The sequence below is a fragment of the Allobosea sp. NPDC055332 genome (assembly GCF_053645455.1).
In genome coordinates, this window is the sequence record NZ_JBSHMO010000005.1 from 218,897 (window position 1) to 234,966 (window position 16,070).

The following is a 16,070-nucleotide window of genomic DNA, read 5'->3' on the forward strand; positions in this document are numbered from 1 at the left end:
GAGCTTCCATGCTTGTGCTCCTGTTCGAAAGTCTCGCCGATATAAGGGTTCTCCTTGCTCTGGTTGGCGGTCTTGCCGTGGCCGTTACGATCATGACGGTGGCCGCGCCGCTGCTGGAAGGAAACGTCCTGAACAAGCGCATGAAGAGCGTCGCGACCGAGCGCGACGCGATCCGCGCGCGCGAGCGCGAGCGCATGTCACGGCAGAAGGAAAAGATCTCGCTGCGTCAGGAGCCGAAGGCGTTCATGCGCAACATCGTCGAGCAGTTCAAGCTCGGCGATTGGCTCGGCACCGAGAACGCCAAGAAACAGCTGGCGACGGCCGGTTTCCGCGGCCAGCAGGCCGAGGTCGGCTTCCTGTTCTTCCGGCTGGTCACGCCGATCGGCATGTTCCTGTTCGCGCTGTTCTATCTCACTCTGATCAATGATTTCGGCCAGCCCTTCGTCATGCAGGTCGGCATCGCCCTCGGCGCGGCCTATCTCGGGATCAAGGCGCCGGAAATCTATCTCTCCAACGTGACGGGCAAGCGCCAGCTCTCGATGCGGCGCGCCTTCCCGGACGCGCTCGACCTGATGCTGATCTGCGTTGAATCGGGCATGTCGATCGAACTGGCCTTCCGTAAGGTCTCGACGGAGATCGGCAGCCAGTCGGTGCCGCTGGCCGAGGAGTTCGCGCTCTGCACCGCGGAGCTCTCCTACCTTTCCGAGCGCCGCCAGGCTTACGAGAATCTCGCGGCCCGCACCGGACTGGAAACGGTGAAGTCGGTCTGTACGGCGCTGATCCAGGCGGAGCGCTACGGTACCCCGCTCGGCACCGCCTTGCGCACGCTTGCCCAGGAAAGCCGCGACCAGCGCATGAACGAGGCCGAGAAGAAGGCTGCGGCGCTGCCGCCGAAGCTGACCGTGCCGATGATCCTGTTCTTCCTGCCGGTGTTGTTCGTGGTGATCCTCACGCCGGCGATCATCAGGGTCTTCGCCACCATGTGAGGCGCGCCAGCAATGGTGTCGGAGCTCCTATGACGCACAATCACGCCGGCGAGTTCGACAGCGGCGCCTACTTGTAGAAGCCGTCGCGATGAGCAGGTGCGTCGGCGCGCGAATTTCTGCGCCCGATCAGCGCTGGCTGTCCCGACTGAAGAACGTCAGCATCTTTTCAGCGATGATCTCAGGCTGCTCCTCCGGCATGTAGTGGCCGCAGTCCCGCACCACGCCGCCCTCGACGTGATCACCCAACGGCTTCATCGCCTCAAAGATATCGGGTGCGCTGCCGAAGTCGCCGCCGAGGGCGAGGATCGGTGTCTTCAGTTTGGTATGCGCCAGGTCCCTGTTCTGCTCCATGTCCTCGAACACGGCCCGGTAGTAGCCGAGCATGCCGCCGAGATTGCCGAGCTTGCTGTAGACGCGCTCGTATTCGTCGATGTCTTCCCTGCTGAAGGTGCCGATCGGGTTGGCGGTCTTGCGCTGGAAGAACCATTCGATCAGCAGGCGCTCGCGACCCTGAAGCAAGGCTTCCGGCAGGTCCGGAATCGTATTGAACAGGAAGTGCCAGCTCTTCCAGCTACGCTCCAGGCTGAGGTTCATGGCCGGCTGCAGCGTCACGCCGGGAATATTGGCGTCGAGCAGGACGACGCGCCTGACTTCCTCAGGATAACGGGCCGTATAGGGATAGGAGACCCAGGCGCCGATGTCGTGTCCGGCCAGGAAATAGCGGTCATAGCCCAATGTCTCGATCAGGGCATGGATGCGCTCGCCGGTCGTGCGGGTGTCGTAGCCGCCGAGCGGCTTGTCGGAATCGCCCTGACCGGGCAGGTCGATGGCGACGACGGTGTGCTTCGCCGCCAGGAGGGGCATGACGCGCCTCCAAGCGTACCAGCTCTGCGGATAGCCGGCGATGAGGATCACCGGGTCGCCCTGGCCGCCCTCGACGATGTGGAAGCGCGTATCGGCCGCCGCGACCATACGATGCCGGAAGGGCAGGCCGCCGAGCGCGATCGCGCTGTGGGGGAGTTGGGACATCGGACCGATCAGACCTTTTCAGCGGGAGGCGCCGAGCTGCGCCCGGTATTCCCAGCGCCCATCGCGGGTTTGCACCAGAGCGCGATCATAGAGATAGGCGGCGGTGCAGCCATGGCGCGGGATCAGCGGGACCTGTTGGCCGATGCGTAGATCGTCCGTCGCGATCACCACATGCTCTTCCTTCATCAGGCGGATCGGGCCGGGCCCGCGGAAGCGGTCGGCGAGTGGGATGTCGGGCGAGATCGCCTTGGAGCCGGCATCGAGGGTCGCGGTCCCCTCACGCACCGACAGGACGGTAGCGAGGACATAACCGCCGACGCGCCAGCCGACATCGGCAAGATCGACGTCGTGCTGGGAGCTTGAATAGGTCCAGCTGCCCGGCGAGACCCAGCGCGCAAGCTCGCTCGGCCAGAGATCGAAGGAATAGCTGCCGGCGGCGATCAGGTCGCCCTCGAGGCCAAGCGCCCTGGCGCCGGCCAGGAATTCGCGCAGGCGGCCGCCAAGGTCTTCGACCCGTCGGACGCGCTCGCCCCGGTCGGGGTTCTGGATGTGGCCGTCATAGGCGTGCCAGCCATCGAAGAGGCCTGCAGCCTGGATCGCGAGCGCCAATTCATAGGAAGACGGCGCGATCGGAACGCCGGTCCGCCCGAGCCCGGGGTCGAGGTCGAGCCGGAGCCTGAGATTGGGCGCGGGCTCGCGGGCGAGTTCATCGCGCCAGGCTTGCAGCCCTTCGGCGGAATCGATCAACGCGGCAATCCGCGAGCCAGGATGGGCCCGTGCGGCGCGGGCGACCCGGGCGATCGCCAGCGGATTCACCGTCGGGTAGGCCCAGACAACATGGGGCGCTCCGGCAGCCGCGGCGATCTCGACCTCGGCGGCCGTCGCTGCCTTGAAGGCCTCGACGCCCTCCGCCAGCATGGCCTCGACCAGCCAGGGCGCGCGATGCGTCTTGATGTGCGGCATCAGCCGGCCGATGCCTCCAGCTCCCTTCGCCGTCTGCCTGAGATTGTGCAGCACGGCGTCCTCCAGAATGACAAAGCACGGCGTCTCGACCGGGAAGGGCGGAACCGGCAGGGACTGCGACGGCGTGCCGCCAAATGCGGGGGCAGGGGAAGCTGCGCGGACGTGCTCGTTCATGCCGATGCTCCGAGATAAGATATACCTTGCGTATATTTTAAATCTGTGAAGCGCAAGACCGTTTCTGAAAGCCGTTCGTGCCAGCGTCCGGCTTCCCAGAATCAGGGCTGGTCCGACAGGCCGAGGGGGCGCAGATCGAGCGTCAGCGGCTCGATGCTCTTGCTGCTGAGCAGCCGGAGCAGGCGCTGCTGGGCCTGGCGCGCATGAGCTGGCAGGAGCTCCTTGAGCCGGGCGCGGTCACGGCCGCGGATCGCATCGATGATCTGGCGGTGTTCGTCGAGGTTCAGCTCGAATTGGTCGTCGAGGACGTTCTGCTCAGCCTCCTCCATCTTGTAGATCAGCACGAGCAGGCGCCGGACATGGCGATGAGTCGACTGGGCGAATTCGAAGAAGAATGAATTGCCGATCGAACGGTGCATGCGCAGGTGGAACTCCTCGTTGAGCGAGGTGATGCCGAGATAGGTGCGCTGTTCGACCTCGCGCACATAGCGCTCCTGGATCGCTTCGAGATCAGCGACCAGCGTAGGGTCCTCGAAGCGGCAGAGCTGTGCGAGGATCGATTCCGCCAGTTGCTGGGCTGCGACGACCTCGCCGATCTCGCGGAAGTCGAGGCCGCGGACATAAGTGCCGCCGCGATTGGGCTGGATGTTGACCAGCCCTTCGGCGACCAGACGGTTGATCGCCTCGCGCGCCGGGGTGCGGCCGAGCTTGAACTGCTTGATCAGCAGCGGCTCGTCGATCCGGCTGCCGGGCTCCAGCGTCAGGTCGATGATCTTGGCCCGCATCAGGTCGAGCGCCGCGTCGGTCTGCGAGGGCTTGGCGCCCTGCGGTTCCTTCGCCGCCTTTGCCGAGGTGACCTTGTCCTGTCGGAGGCGGCCGGCGGTCGCCCGCTGCGCCTCATCGGCCTTGCCCGCTTTGCTCATGTCATCCTCGTTCGATGTCGTCCGCGTGTCGCCCCAAGCTGGAGCGAAGGCCGATTCTTCTGTCGATACAAGGCGATAAGGCGCCTCGATCTGTGCCGTATCCATATGCCCGAAGAATTTGCTTGAATCAAATATATGCTACGTATATCTAACTCTCAACCGCGAGGCTGGGCCTGCCGGCTTCGCAGACAAGGGGAGGGTGAGATGAAGGCATTGGGTCGGCGCGAGCTGCTGCTGGGTGGCGGCGTGGTTCTGGCGAGCCTCGGGGCGCGGGCGCAGAGCGCTGCGCCGGAGGTGAAGATCGGGGTGATCTTCCCAATGTCGGGGCCGAACGCGCAGATCGGCGTCGACGCCCGCCAGGCGATCGAGGTCGCCACCGAGGTGGTGAACGGCAATTTCGACATCGACCTGCCGGCCGCGCGTGGCGCCGGGCTGGCCTCGTTGGGCGGTGCGCGTCTGCGGCTGGTCTATGCCGATCATCAGGGCGATCCGCAGAAGGGGCGTTCGGAAGCCGAGCGCCTGATCACGCAGGACAAGGTCTGCGCCGTGATCGGCGCCTTCCATTCTTCGGTATCGGCGACGGTCAGCGTCACCTGCGAACGCTACGGCGTTCCCTATGTCGTGGCCGATTCATCCTCGCCGAGCCTGCATCGCCGCGGCCTGAAGTTCTTCTTCCGCCCCGGCGCGCATGACGAGATGTTCACGAAGGGCATGTTCGATTTCCTCGATGCCCAGCGCACCAAGGGCAGGCCGGTCGAGACCGTCGGCATCTTCCACGAGGACACGATCTTCGGCGCCGATTCATCCGGCGTGCAGCGCAGGCTCGCGGCCGAGCGCGGCTACAAGGTCGTGGCCGACATCAAGTACCGCGCCAATTCGCCCTCGCTCACCGCCGAGGTGCAGCAGCTCAAATCGGCCAATCCGGACGTGCTGCTGCCGTCGAGCTACCAGACCGATGCGATCCTGCTGGTGAAGACCATGGCAGAGCTCGGCTACAAGCCCCGGAACATCGTTGCCCAGGCCGCCGGCTTCTCGGAGAAGGCGGTGTTCGACGCGGTCGGCAGCCAGCTCGAAGGGCTGATCTCGCGCGCCAGTTTCTCCGTCGATATGGCGGCCAAGCGTCCCTCGGTCGGCGTGGTCAACCGTCTCTACAAGGCCAAGGCGGGCAAGGATCTCAACGACAACACAGCGCGCCAGTTCATGGCCCTGCTCATCCTCGCCGACGCCATCGACCGGGCAAAATCCCAGGACGGCGCGAGGATCCGCGAGGCGCTGCAGGCGACCCGCATTCCCGGCGAGAAGACGATCATGCCGTGGAAGCAGGTGGCGTTCGGGCCGGACGGGCAGAACGACGACGCCGACCCCGTGCTGATCCAGTACGTGAAGGGGCAATTCGTCACGATCTTCCCGGACGCGCTCGCGATCGCCCCGGCGATCTGGCCGATGCACTCCTGATCTTCCGACGCTCCTGAAAGGACTACATCATGGCGACGCAAGCCCTGCTTCAGGTGCTTGCGAGCGGCATCCTGATGGGCTTGCTCTATGCGCTCATCGCGGTCGGCCTCTCGCTCATCTTCGGACTGATGGACGTCGTGAACTTCGCCCATGGCGAGTTCCTGGCGACGGCGATGTACGCCGTCTTCGGCCTCTGGCTCCTGACCAGTCTCGACCCCGTCATCCTCGCCCCGCTCGCCACGGCGGTGATGTTCGCCTTCGGCGCGCTCGCCTATGTCCTGGTCGTTCGCCACGCGATGCGGGTGAAGGCGAATTTCGGCATGGTCCAGATCTTCGCGACCTTCGGCCTCGCCGTCCTGATCCAGGGCGCCTCGCAATATCTGTTCAGCCCCGATTACCGCAGCATCACCAATAGCTGGCTCGGCGGCCGGACGCTCGATCTCTTCGGCGTCTTCCTGCCCTTGCCGCAAATCTATGGCGGGCTGGTCTCGATCGCCGCCTTCGGTGGACTCTACTTCCTGATGAGCCGTACCGATTTTGGCAAGGCGCTCGAGGCGACGCGCGAGGACCAGGGCGCGGTGGCGCTGGTCGGCATCGACCGCAACAGGGTGTTCGCGCTGGGCTGGGGCCTCGGGGCGGCGCTGGTCGGTCTCGCCGGCTCGGTGCTGGCGATCTTCTACTACATCCATCCGCAGGTCGGCGGGGCGTTCGGGCTGATCGCCTATGTGGCGGTGGCGCTCGGCGGCTTCGGCAGCGTGTTCGGGGCCCTGGCCGCCGGCCTGATCGTCGGCGTCGTCGAGGCGCTGGCCGCCGTGATCCTGCCGCCGGCGATGAAATCCATCGGCATCTACTCGCTCTATCTCGCGGTGGTGTTCATCCGGCCGAGCGGCCTGTTCGGGAAACTGTGATGCACGCAACGGTCCAACCCTCGCCCGCCAGCGCGCTGGACGGCGCCTATCGCGCCGGCCGAAACCGGCATCTCGTCACCGCCGCGATCGTCTTCGCGCTGATCGCCGCGCTGCCACTCGTCCTGCGCGACATCTATCTCCTCAACGTGCTCGTGCTGACGCTGATGTTCGCGGCGCTGTCGCAGAGCTGGAACATCCTTGGCGGCTATTGCGGCCAGATCTCGCTCGGGCACGCGCTCTATTTCGGCATCGGCGCCTATTTTTCCTCGGTGCTGTTCGTGAAGTTCGGGATCACGCCCTGGGCCGGCATGCTCGTGGGAGGTGCCGTATCGGCCGTGCTGGCGCTCGGCCTCGGCTATCCCTGCTTCCGGCTGAAGGGGCATTACTTCTCGATCGCCACCATCGTCATCGCCGAGATCGGCCTGCTGCTCGTGCACAATTGGGAGTATGTCGGCGCGGCGCTCGGCATCCAGTGGCCGATCGGCGCCGACAGCTGGGCGAGCCTGCAGTTCGGCCGCGACAAGCTGCCTTACGTCTATCTCGCGCTCGGCTTCCTCGCCGTGACCTGGTTCGCGACCTGGCTGATCGAAGGCTCGCGCTGGGGCTACTGGTGGCGCGCGGTCAAGGACAATCCGGAAGCGGCCGAGAGCCTCGGCGTCGAGATCTTCCGCTCGAAGATGGCGGCGGCGGCGGTGTCGGCCTTCTTCACCGCCGTGGGCGGAGCCTTCTACGCGGCCTTCGTCGCCTATATCGACCCGGAAAGCGTGATGACCTTCCGCTTCTCGCTGCTGTTCGCCCTGCCTGCGGTCCTCGGCGGCATCGGCACCCTCTGGGGGCCAGCGCTCGGGGCGGCGATCCTGATCCCGCTCACCGAGATCTCGCGCAGCTATATGGGCGGCTCGGGCAGCGGCCTCGACCTGATCATCTACGGGGCGCTGATCATCGTCGTCTCGCTCGCCAAGCCGGAGGGCCTGATCGGCCTGTTCACGCGCCAGCCCAAAACTCAGGCCAAGACGGAGGAGCGGGCATGAGCGACACGATCCTCGAAACCATCAGCCTGACACGCCGCTTCGGCGGGCTCCTCGCCAATGCCGACATCGACCTCAAGGTCCGCCGCGGCGAGATCCTCGGGCTGATCGGCCCGAACGGCGCCGGCAAGTCGACCCTGTTCAACCAGATCGCCGGCGCCTATCCGCCGAGCTCCGGCCGGATCCTGTTCGAAGGCCAGGACGTCTCGGCCCTGTCCGCCCCGCGACGCTGCGGGCTCGGCATCGCCCGCACCTATCAGGTGCCGCGCAGCTTCGACTCGATGAGCGTGCTGGAGAACGTCGTGGTCGGCGCCTTCGCTCGCCACGCCTCGGCCCGCGCCGCCAGGGCTCTCGCCTTCGAGACGCTCGACTATGTCGGGCTCGAGGGCCGCGCCGCGGCGCCCGCCAGCGAGCTGACGCCGCCGGAAAAGCGCCGCCTCGAAATGGCGCGCGCGCTGGCGACGAAGCCCAAGCTCCTGCTGCTCGACGAGGTGATGACGGGGCTCACCCCGTCGGAGGCGCAGAAGGGCGTCGAGATCATTCGCCGCGTCCGCGACGAAGGCGTCACCGTGATCATGGTCGAGCACGTCATGGAGATCGTCATGCCGCTGGTCGACCGGGCCGTGGTGCTCAATCTCGGACGTGTGCTGGCCGAAGGCTTGCCGGCTGAGATCGTTCGCAACGAGAACGTCATCGCGGCCTATCTGGGAGACCGCAACCGTGCTGCTTGATGTCCGCTCCCTTACCACGACCTATCGTGGCCTGATCGCGATCTCCGACGTGTCGATCTCGGTCGCCAAGGGTGAGATCGTCGTCGTCGCTGGCGCCAACGGCGCCGGCAAGTCGACGCTGCTCAAGTCGATCGCGGGGCTGGAGGCGCCGCGCTCGGGCAGCGTCACCGTCGCCGACGAGCGCATCGACACGCTGAAGGCGCATGAGATCACCGCGCGTGGCCTCGCCTATGTGCCGGAGAGCAAGCGCCTGTTCCCGCGCCTGTCGGTCGCCGACAATCTGCGCCTCGGCAGCTATCTCCATCGCAGCAAGGCCGATCGCGAAGCGCCGCTCGAACAGGTGTTCAAGCTGTTCCCACGCCTGCAGGAGCGATTGCCGCAGCGGGCCGAGACCCTCTCCGGCGGCGAGCAGCAGATGCTCGCGATCGGCCGCGCCCTGATGACGCGTCCGCGCCTCCTAATGCTCGACGAGCCGTCGCAGGGCATCATGCCCAAGCTGGTCGACGAGATCTTCCAGGCCGTGCTCGCCATCCGCGACAGCGGCGTCACCGTGCTGCTCGTCGAGCAGCGGCTGGTCGAGAGCCTGGAGATCGCCGACCGCGCCTATGTGCTGCAGACCGGCCGCGTCAGCCTGTCGGGCACGGCGGCAGAGGTGCGCGACGATCCCAATGTCCGCAAGGCTTATCTCGGTATCTGACCGGCTATGCTCAGTGTCGCTTCTGGAGACCATCCGATGAATGAACGCTCGTCGCCCGCCGCAGCATTGTCCGAGGCGCGCCGGCAGATCCGCTCCGGCGCTTATCGTGGGCAGACCGGCACGCTGGCGCGCGGCTTCGTGCAGGCCAATATCGTGATCCTGCCCGCAGCCTATGCCGCGGATTTCCTGGCCTTCTGCCAGCGCAATCCCAAGCCCTGTCCGCTGCTCGCTATGGGCCGGCCGGGCGATCCGTCCTTGCCGAGCCTGGGCGAGGACATCGACATGCGCAGCGATGTCCCGGCCTACCGGGTCGTCGAGAACGGGCGCGAGACCGCTGTCGTCCACGACATCACCGATCTCTGGCGCGACGATCTCGTCACCTTCGCGCTCGGCTGCTCGTTTTCATTCGAGGAGGCGATCGAGGAGGCCGGGCTCGGCATCCGCCACAACGAGCTCGGCCTGGTCAACCCGATGTACACGACCAACATCGCGACCGCGCCGGCAGGCCCGTTCAAGGGGCCGATCGTCGTGACGATGCGGCCGTTCACGCCGGCGAAGGCGATCCGGGCGATCCAGATCACCAGCCGCTTCCCGCAGGTCCACGGCGCGCCGATCCATTTCGGCGATCCTGCTGCGATCGGCATCGCCGATCTCGCACGGGCCGAATATGGCGGCGACGCCGTGCCGATCCATGACGGCGAGGTCCCGCTGTTCTGGGCCTGCGGCGTCACCTCGCAGCTCGCCGTCGAGCAGGCCGGCCTGCCGTTCTGCATCACGCACAAGCCGGCCTCGATGCTGATTACCGACCGGCGCAACGCCGAGTTCTCGGTGTTCTGAAGCCGAAGACCGACGCGGCGGCCCGTCGGTCGACATCCGCTTGGGCGGATGCAGGCCGGTGATAGGTGCGCTTGTGTCGAAACAATAAATATACGTAACATATATCATTGGAGACTCTGTGATGAGTGACCGGATAACGAAGATCGAAGCGGTGATCGGGCAGCATGTCCGGCGCGACATTTCGCGGCTGGTCGATTTCGCCAAGGGCAATCTCGGCCGGGCGGCGCGTTCCGTCGCCGAAACGCCGCGGCCGCATGTCGGCATCGTCGTCGGCTTCTTCATCCGCCACGCCAACCCGCCTTCGCCGGAGACCGACGGTTTGAACGGCATGGGCCATCTCGCCGCCGGCTTCGCCGCGGCCGGGTTCCGCGTCACCGTGATCACCGACGCGCCCTGCGCCAAGGCGGTCTGGGCGGTGGTCGATGCCTTGCCGCACAAGGTCGAGCTCGAGATCGTCGATGTCAGCGAGGCGGCTGTCCGGCGGCTGCGCAAGCGGCTGGAGGAGGACGAGGCGCCGCTTTCCCATCTGGTCGCGATCGAGCGCGTCGCGCCGGGCTCGGACGGCAAGCCGCATCGCGAGCATGGCTGGGACATGTCGCGCGAGACCGCGCCGCTGCATCTGCTCTTCGACGAGGCCGGCTGGGACCGGCCTTGGACGACGATCGGCATCGGCGACGGCGGCAACGAGATCGGCATGGGCTCGCTGCCGGTCGAGATCGTCAAGGACGACATCCCGAACGGCCCCCTGATCGCGGCGCAGACGCCGAGCGATCACCTGATCGTCGCCGGGGTCTCGAACTGGGGAGCGTACGGCCTGCTCGGCTCGGTCGCGACGCTGCGGCCGGACCTCGCATCGGCCTTGCTCGGCCATTTCACCCGCGAGAGGGAACGCGAGTTCCTGGCGGCTGCGGTCGAAGTCGGACAGGCGATCGACGACAGCCGCGTCGACCGGCCCGGCACCTTGCAGATGAGCATCGACCGCATCCCGGTCGAGCAGCATGGCGATCTCGTCGAAGAGATCCGCGCCCTCGTCCTCGCCCCGTCCGCCGCTGTTGCGGCATCCGCTCAAGCCCAGGAAGCCTGATCATGCTCACTGCCGAAGCCGAAGGCGTCTTTCCGATCGCGCCGACCCCGTTCCACGCCGATGGGCGGATCGACGACGCCTCGATCGACCGGCTCATCCAGACCTATCTGACGGCCGGCGCCACCGGCGCCACCGTGCTAGGCATCATGGGCGAAGCCTCGAAGCTGGAGCCGGAGGAGTCGCTCTCCGTCGCCTCCCGTTTCATCTCGGGGATGAAGGGCCTGCCGGTGATCGTCGGTGTCTCGGCGCCGGGCTTTGCCGCCATGCGCTCGTTGGCGCGCTCGGTCATGGAGCGGGGCGCCGCCGGCGTGATGATCGCGCCACCACCCTCCCTGCGCACCGATGATCAGATCACCGGCTATTATCGCCAGGCCGTCACGGCGATCGGCGAGGACATCCCCTTCGTCATCCAGGATTATCCGCTGACGCTCACGGTGGTGATGACGCCGGGGGTGATCCGCCGGATCGTCGAGGAGAATCCGTCCTGCGTCATGCTCAAGCATGAGGACTGGCCGGGGCTCGAGAAGATCTCGACCCTGCGGGCGCTCCAGGCGCGCGGCGAATTGCGCCCGATCTCGATCCTCGTCGGCAATGGCGGGCTCTTCCTCGATTTCGAAACGGAGCGCGGTGTCGACGGCGCGATGACCGGCTATGCCTTTCCTGAGATGCTGGTCGACGTCGTGCGTCTGCAGAAGGCCGGCTGCCGCGACGAGGCGCATGATCTCTTCGACGCGCATCTGCCGCTGCTGCGCTACGAGCAGCAGCCCGGCGTCGGCCTCGCCGTGCGCAAATATGTGCTGATGAAGCGCGGCATTATCGCCAGCGACAGCCAGCGCATGCCCGGCTCGGTTCTGCCGGCGAAGGCACGCACCGAGGTCGACTATCTGCTCGCGCGCCTGTCTCGCTTCGACCAGCGCGCGCTTGCCCGGGCTGCCTGAGCTGCCTTGGCATCCGCTCCCTTTCTCTAAGGACTAGATCATGGATCTCGGTATTGCTGGCCGCGTCGCCCTTGTGCTGGGCGGCGGCGGCGGATTGGGGCGGGCCATCGCTCTCGCTCTGACGGGAGCAGGCGCGAAACTCGCACTCGGTGACGTCGACGCGGCGGCCCTGGCGGCGTCGGTTCAGGCCGTCGAAAGCGCTGGCGGCGTTGCGCAGGGCATCGTCTGGGACCTCGCCGACATCGCCGCGATCGATACGCATGTCCGCGCGATCGAGGAGCGCCTCGGCCCGGTCGACATTCTCGTCAACAATACCGGCGGGCCGCCACCGACGCCCGCCGCTGGGCAGGATGCCGGGCTCTGGCGCCGCAGCTTCGAGGGCATGGTGCTGTCGACCATCGCGATCACCGACCGGGTCCTGCCCGGCATGCGGGAACGCGGCTGGGGCCGGATCGTCACCAGCACCTCATCCGGCGTGGTCGCGCCGATCCCCAATCTCGGCATCTCCAATGCGTTGCGGCTGTCGCTGGTCGGCTGGTCGAAGACGCTGGCGCGCGAGGTCGGGCGCGACGGCGTCACCGCCAACATCATCCTGCCCGGCCGCATCGCCACTGATCGCATCCGCTTTCTCGACAAGGCCAAGGCCGAGCGCGAGGGCCGATCGGTCGAGGCGGTGAGCGCGGAAAGCACCGGCTCGATCCCACTCGGGCGCTATGGCCGGCCGGAAGAATATGCCGACACCGTCGCCTTCCTCGCCAGCGAGCGCGCCTCCTACATCACCGGAAGCGTCGTCCGCGTCGATGGCGGGCTGATCGCCAGCATCTGAGGCTCGCCTGGCGAGCCTTGTCAGCAGCCAGCTATTGAGGCAGGCCGGAAGGCCGCCAGCGGAAAAGGACCAGTCATGTCAAAACCGACTCTCACGCCCGAACTGGCGGCACGGTTCGCCGGCATCGCGCTCGGGCACGTCCAGCGCGAATACCCGAACAAGCCCGACCACACTTTGGCGGGCCCGCAGGACGCCCAGACGCCGAGCCAGCTCCATCCGGTGTTCTATGGCAGCTATGACTGGCATTCCTGCGTGCACAGCTACTGGATGCTGGCGCGGCTGCTGCGGCTCTTCCCGGACATGCCTGCGGCGGCCGACATCCGGGCGCTCTTCGACGAGCAGTTCGTCGCCGAGAAGATCGCGGTCGAGTGCGCCTATCTGGCAGCCCCGACCGCGCGCGGCTTCAAGCGCCCCTATGGCTGGGGTTGGCTGCTGAAGCTGGCCGAGGAGCTCGCTTTGCACGACGACAAGCGCTGGTCGGATCGCCTGAGGCCGCTGGCGGAGGTCTTCGCGCAGCGCTTTCGCGATTTCCTGCCGCTCGCCACCTATCCGGTGCGGGTCGGCACCCATTTCAACACCGCCTTCGGCCTCAGGATGGCGATGGACTACGCCGTCGTCAGCGAGGACCACGCGCTCGCGGCGCTGCTCGGCGAGACCGGCCGGCGCTGGTATGGCGCCGATGTCGATTGCCCGGCCTGGGGCGAGCCGAGTGGCGACGACTTCCAGTCTTCGGCGCTGATCGAGGCCGAATGCATGCGCCGCCTGCTGCCGGCGGAGGAGTTCCTGCCCTGGTTCGACCGCTTCCTGCCGCGCATCGCACAGCGTGAGCCGGCGACCCTGTTCCAGCCGGCGACCGTCACCGATCGCTCCGACGGCAAGATCGCCCATCTCGATGGCCTCAATCTCAGTCGTGCCTGGTGCTGGCGATCGATCGCCTCGGCGCTGCCGGCAGATGATGTGCGCCGCGCCGTCGCCGAGGAGGCGGCGGACCGGCATCTGACGGCCGGCATGCCGCATATCGCCGGCGATTATATGGGTGAGCACTGGCTGGCGAGCTTCGCCGTACTGGCGCTCGAAGCCTGAAGCAGGGCCGAAAAGGGCCTTAGCACCAGCACCGGAGGTGCTCGGCGACGATGGTGGCAGGTCTTCTGTCCGGCGGTCGGTTCGAGTCGACAGGTTAGCTATGCGTACGCATCGTTCTTGCCCTGGGCAGGCAGCCTAAGTTCGATGCTGTGGCCTGCGCAGCGTATGGCTGCAGCGTCGGATTTGCGTGTCGGAAAGCGCACTGGAGGCGCCTGGCGAGTTCTTCGTCATCGGCCTCTCCAGCACCCGATCCATGACAAAACCCTCGCGCGCTCCGTCTGTTCGCTTCCGGGCAGAGCGGCAATGTCCGCTCCTGGCGCTTGCGCGACCGTAACCTTTGCAGCGCGAGTTGGCGGCAGACCCGGCTGCTGGAGATCCAGCCCAGCGCGCTCGAGAGCTGTTGGCAGATCACATCATCTGCCCGGGGGCGTCCTCCGCTATCGGTCCGCTTGGCTGGGGCGCCCCTCTCCTGATCGAAACTGAGGCAGAACCGGCCGCTCGATGATCTGACGGAGCGCAAAGCTCGATTGGATCCGGGCAACGTGCGGCAACCGGGACAACTGCGTCTTGTGAACATGCTCGAAGTCCTCGACGTCCCGGGCGACGACAGTGAGCAGATAATCGTCCTCCCCGGACATCAGGAAGCACCTCAGAACCGACGGGCATTTGGCGACGGCCTTTTCGAATGCGGAAAGGGCATCTTCACTCTGGCTGTTCAGCGCCAGTCTGACGATCACGGTCACCCCAAGACCAAGCACCTTCTGGCTCAATCGTGCGTGATAGCCGACGATGACGCCCTCCTCCTCCAAGGCGCGTTGTCGTCGGGCCACCGCTGTGGCGGACAAGCCGATGCGCTCGGCGAGCTTGATATGGCTAGCGCGGCCATCTTCGACGAGTTCGGACAAAAGGACACGCGACAGATGATCCAGAGCCATGGTGTGTTCCTGCGACTACGGCCAAGATTACGCACGATATCAGCATCATATCCGTAATAGCCGCTTGAATCCCATAAAACCGGCGGCGATCCCACCGCAATTCGTCGGAATTCGCTTGCGCTCATGCGCTACTATCGCCGCTCCAAGACTTCGGGAGGATCAAATGCGCGTAGGCGTTCCCAAGGAAATCAAGGTTCATGAATACCGGGTCGGCCTGACCCCGGAAGCCGCGCGAGAATATGTGTCTGCGGGGCACGAGGTGCTGGTCGAGACGAATGCCGGTGCTGGCATCTCCGCTTCAGATCAGGCTTACGAAGCCGCTGGCGCACGCATCGCGGCAACCGCGGCCGAGATTTTCGCCAAGGCCGAGATGATCGTAAAGGTCAAAGAGCCTCAGCCGTCGGAATGGACCCAGCTTCGCGAAGGCCAAATTCTCTTCACCTACCTGCACTTGGCTCCGGATCCGGAGCAGACGGCCGGTCTGCTGAATTCCGGCGTGACCGCGGTCGCCTATGAAACGGTGACGGATCGCTTCGGCGGCCTCCCTCTGCTCGCCCCCATGAGCGAAGTTGCCGGCCGACTTTCGATCGAAGCAGCGGGGTCTTGCCTGCAGCGGCACGCGGGTGGCCGAGGCATGCTGATCGGGGGCGTGCCGGGCGTGGCGCCCGCGCGCGTTGCCATCATTGGCGGTGGAGTGGTTGGGACACACGCCGCCCGGATGGCCGCTGGGCTTGGAGCTGACATTGTCATTCTCGATCGGTCCCTGCCCCGCCTCAGGCAGCTGGATGAGCATTTCGGTGGCCGCGCAAGAACGCGCTTTTCCACCCAACAGGCCATCGAAGAAGAGGTGCTCGCGGCCGACGTGGTGATCGGGGCCGTCCTCATCCCGGGGGCAGCAGCCCCCCGTCTGGTTTCCCGCGCGCAGCTTTCGAGGATGAAACGCGGAGCGGTGCTCGTCGATGTTGCGATCGATCAGGGCGGCTGTTTCGAAACCTCCCGACCGACGACGCACGCTTCGCCCACCTTCGAGATTGAAGGGGTCATTCATTATTGCGTCGCCAACATGCCCGGAGCTGTACCGCTCACATCGAGTTATGCCTTGAACAACGCCACGCTGCCGTTCGGCCTGGCATTGGCGGCACGCGGCCTGAAGGCGATCGAAGAGGACCCGCACCTTGCTGCCGGCCTGAATGTGCATCGAGGCCGGATCACAAATTCCCAGGTCGCCGAGAGCCTCAACAAGCCCCACGTGCCGGTCCAAAAGGCGATTGCCGCCTGATGACCAAGCTCTAGCCTCAAAGGACGACAGGGGGCGGAAGCGCACTGCGATCCGGCCCTCTGCTCCTGCCTCCAGAAGTGCTGAAACGCTCCTTCCAGACCCACTGGATGGCAGGCGAACACAAGCCGAATGTCCGCTTTCAGGCAGCCGCCCAATGTCCGTTCATGGCGCTCGCGCGAGTGGTCGGATGCAAA

General features: G+C 66.0%; 16 protein-coding genes. 12 read left to right on the top strand and 4 right to left on the bottom strand.

Features of this window, described 5'->3' with window-relative positions; all coding sequences use genetic code 11:
- The first annotated feature begins 8 nt into the window (after positions 1-8).
- On the top strand, positions 9-986 hold the full coding sequence (locus ACWIGM_RS26535; RefSeq protein ID WP_454028976.1) for a type II secretion system F family protein: 978 nt from the start codon (positions 9-11) through the stop codon (positions 984-986).
- A gap of 126 nt (positions 987-1,112) precedes the next feature.
- Here the strand turns inward: ACWIGM_RS26535 and ACWIGM_RS26540 are convergent, their stop codons facing one another.
- From ACWIGM_RS26540 to ACWIGM_RS26550, 3 genes are all read right to left on the bottom strand, one after another.
- A complete protein-coding gene (locus ACWIGM_RS26540) occupies positions 1,113-2,015 on the bottom strand; it encodes an alpha/beta fold hydrolase (protein ID WP_454028977.1) in 903 nt (300 codons plus the stop codon).
- An 18-nt stretch (positions 2,016-2,033) separates the two neighbouring features.
- Entirely contained in the window at positions 2,034-3,152 is a 1,119-nt protein-coding gene (locus ACWIGM_RS26545) for an alanine racemase (protein ID WP_454028978.1), read from the bottom strand.
- A 101-nt stretch (positions 3,153-3,253) separates the two neighbouring features.
- Complete coding sequence (locus ACWIGM_RS26550; protein ID WP_454028979.1) at positions 3,254-4,075, bottom strand: GntR family transcriptional regulator; 822 nt, start codon at positions 4,073-4,075, stop codon at positions 3,254-3,256.
- Between the two features lie 204 nt (positions 4,076-4,279).
- On the opposite strand from ACWIGM_RS26550, the gene ACWIGM_RS26555 reads away from it, so the two are divergent.
- The 10 genes from ACWIGM_RS26555 (at position 4,280) to ACWIGM_RS26600 (ending at position 13,662) form a co-directional block, all read left to right on the top strand.
- The gene (locus tag ACWIGM_RS26555; protein ID WP_454028980.1) at positions 4,280-5,530 is read left to right on the top strand and encodes an ABC transporter substrate-binding protein; all 1,251 of its coding nucleotides are present in this window, start codon (positions 4,280-4,282) and stop codon (positions 5,528-5,530) included.
- A gap of 29 nt (positions 5,531-5,559) precedes the next feature.
- Positions 5,560-6,438: a branched-chain amino acid ABC transporter permease gene (locus ACWIGM_RS26560; RefSeq protein WP_454028981.1), complete on the top strand. Its 879-nt coding sequence runs from the start codon at positions 5,560-5,562 to the stop codon at positions 6,436-6,438.
- Positions 6,438-7,469, top strand: coding sequence for a branched-chain amino acid ABC transporter permease (locus ACWIGM_RS26565; protein ID WP_454028982.1), 1,032 nt, complete (start codon positions 6,438-6,440; stop codon positions 7,467-7,469). Before ACWIGM_RS26560 ends, ACWIGM_RS26565 begins: the two co-directional genes overlap by 1 nt.
- Positions 7,466-8,197: an ABC transporter ATP-binding protein gene (locus ACWIGM_RS26570; protein WP_454028983.1), complete on the top strand. Its 732-nt coding sequence runs from the start codon at positions 7,466-7,468 to the stop codon at positions 8,195-8,197. The genes ACWIGM_RS26565 and ACWIGM_RS26570 overlap by 4 nt, the downstream gene beginning before the upstream one ends.
- Positions 8,190-8,894 (top strand): ABC transporter ATP-binding protein, encoded by a 705-nt coding sequence (locus ACWIGM_RS26575; protein WP_454029407.1) that lies wholly within the window; start codon positions 8,190-8,192, stop codon positions 8,892-8,894. Before ACWIGM_RS26570 ends, ACWIGM_RS26575 begins: the two co-directional genes overlap by 8 nt.
- A gap of 36 nt (positions 8,895-8,930) precedes the next feature.
- Complete coding sequence (locus ACWIGM_RS26580) at positions 8,931-9,731, top strand: putative hydro-lyase (RefSeq protein ID WP_454028984.1); 801 nt, start codon at positions 8,931-8,933, stop codon at positions 9,729-9,731.
- Positions 9,732-9,852: 121 nt separating this feature from the next.
- On the top strand, positions 9,853-10,815 hold the full coding sequence (locus ACWIGM_RS26585; protein ID WP_454028985.1) for a glutamate cyclase domain-containing protein: 963 nt from the start codon (positions 9,853-9,855) through the stop codon (positions 10,813-10,815).
- Positions 10,815-11,753, top strand: coding sequence for a dihydrodipicolinate synthase family protein (locus tag ACWIGM_RS26590; RefSeq protein WP_454029408.1), 939 nt, complete (start codon positions 10,815-10,817; stop codon positions 11,751-11,753). The genes ACWIGM_RS26585 and ACWIGM_RS26590 overlap by 1 nt, the downstream gene beginning before the upstream one ends.
- Positions 11,754-11,793: 40 nt before the next feature.
- Complete coding sequence (locus tag ACWIGM_RS26595) at positions 11,794-12,579, top strand: SDR family oxidoreductase (RefSeq protein WP_454028986.1); 786 nt, start codon at positions 11,794-11,796, stop codon at positions 12,577-12,579.
- Positions 12,580-12,654: 75 nt separating this feature from the next.
- Positions 12,655-13,662: a DUF2891 domain-containing protein gene (locus ACWIGM_RS26600; protein ID WP_454028987.1), complete on the top strand. Its 1,008-nt coding sequence runs from the start codon at positions 12,655-12,657 to the stop codon at positions 13,660-13,662.
- Between the two features lie 437 nt (positions 13,663-14,099).
- On the opposite strand, the gene ACWIGM_RS26605 is transcribed toward ACWIGM_RS26600, so the two are convergent.
- Positions 14,100-14,597, bottom strand: a complete 498-nt coding sequence (locus ACWIGM_RS26605) for an Lrp/AsnC family transcriptional regulator (RefSeq protein WP_454028988.1) — start codon at positions 14,595-14,597, stop codon at positions 14,100-14,102.
- 163 nt (positions 14,598-14,760) lie between these two features.
- On the opposite strand from ACWIGM_RS26605, the gene ald reads away from it, so the two are divergent.
- Positions 14,761-15,876 carry an alanine dehydrogenase gene (gene ald, locus ACWIGM_RS26610; protein WP_454028989.1) on the top strand — a complete coding sequence of 372 codons (1,116 nt, stop codon included), beginning with the start codon at positions 14,761-14,763 and terminating at the stop codon, positions 15,874-15,876.
- Positions 15,877-16,070: the final 194 nt, after the last annotated feature.

Excerpts from the sequence above, each read along its gene's own strand:
- ACWIGM_RS26535 (WP_454028976.1), top strand. The coding sequence starts at position 9 with ATGCTTGTGCTCCTGTTCGAAAGTCTCGCCGATATAAGGGTTCTCCTT.
- ACWIGM_RS26540 (WP_454028977.1), bottom strand. The coding sequence starts at position 2,015 with ATGTCCCAACTCCCCCACAGCGCGATCGCGCTCGGCGGCCTGCCCTTC.
- ACWIGM_RS26545 (WP_454028978.1), bottom strand. The coding sequence starts at position 3,152 with ATGAACGAGCACGTCCGCGCAGCTTCCCCTGCCCCCGCATTTGGCGGC.
- ACWIGM_RS26550 (WP_454028979.1), bottom strand. The coding sequence starts at position 4,075 with ATGAGCAAAGCGGGCAAGGCCGATGAGGCGCAGCGGGCGACCGCCGGC.
- ACWIGM_RS26555 (WP_454028980.1), top strand. The coding sequence starts at position 4,280 with ATGAAGGCATTGGGTCGGCGCGAGCTGCTGCTGGGTGGCGGCGTGGTT.
- ACWIGM_RS26560 (WP_454028981.1), top strand. The coding sequence starts at position 5,560 with ATGGCGACGCAAGCCCTGCTTCAGGTGCTTGCGAGCGGCATCCTGATG.
- ACWIGM_RS26565 (WP_454028982.1), top strand. The coding sequence starts at position 6,438 with ATGCACGCAACGGTCCAACCCTCGCCCGCCAGCGCGCTGGACGGCGCC.
- ACWIGM_RS26570 (WP_454028983.1), top strand. The coding sequence starts at position 7,466 with ATGAGCGACACGATCCTCGAAACCATCAGCCTGACACGCCGCTTCGGC.
- ACWIGM_RS26580 (WP_454028984.1), top strand. The coding sequence starts at position 8,931 with ATGAATGAACGCTCGTCGCCCGCCGCAGCATTGTCCGAGGCGCGCCGG.
- ACWIGM_RS26585 (WP_454028985.1), top strand. The coding sequence starts at position 9,853 with ATGAGTGACCGGATAACGAAGATCGAAGCGGTGATCGGGCAGCATGTC.
- ACWIGM_RS26595 (WP_454028986.1), top strand. The coding sequence starts at position 11,794 with ATGGATCTCGGTATTGCTGGCCGCGTCGCCCTTGTGCTGGGCGGCGGC.
- ACWIGM_RS26600 (WP_454028987.1), top strand. The coding sequence starts at position 12,655 with ATGTCAAAACCGACTCTCACGCCCGAACTGGCGGCACGGTTCGCCGGC.
- ACWIGM_RS26605 (WP_454028988.1), bottom strand. The coding sequence starts at position 14,597 with ATGGCTCTGGATCATCTGTCGCGTGTCCTTTTGTCCGAACTCGTCGAA.
- ald (WP_454028989.1), top strand. The coding sequence starts at position 14,761 with ATGCGCGTAGGCGTTCCCAAGGAAATCAAGGTTCATGAATACCGGGTC.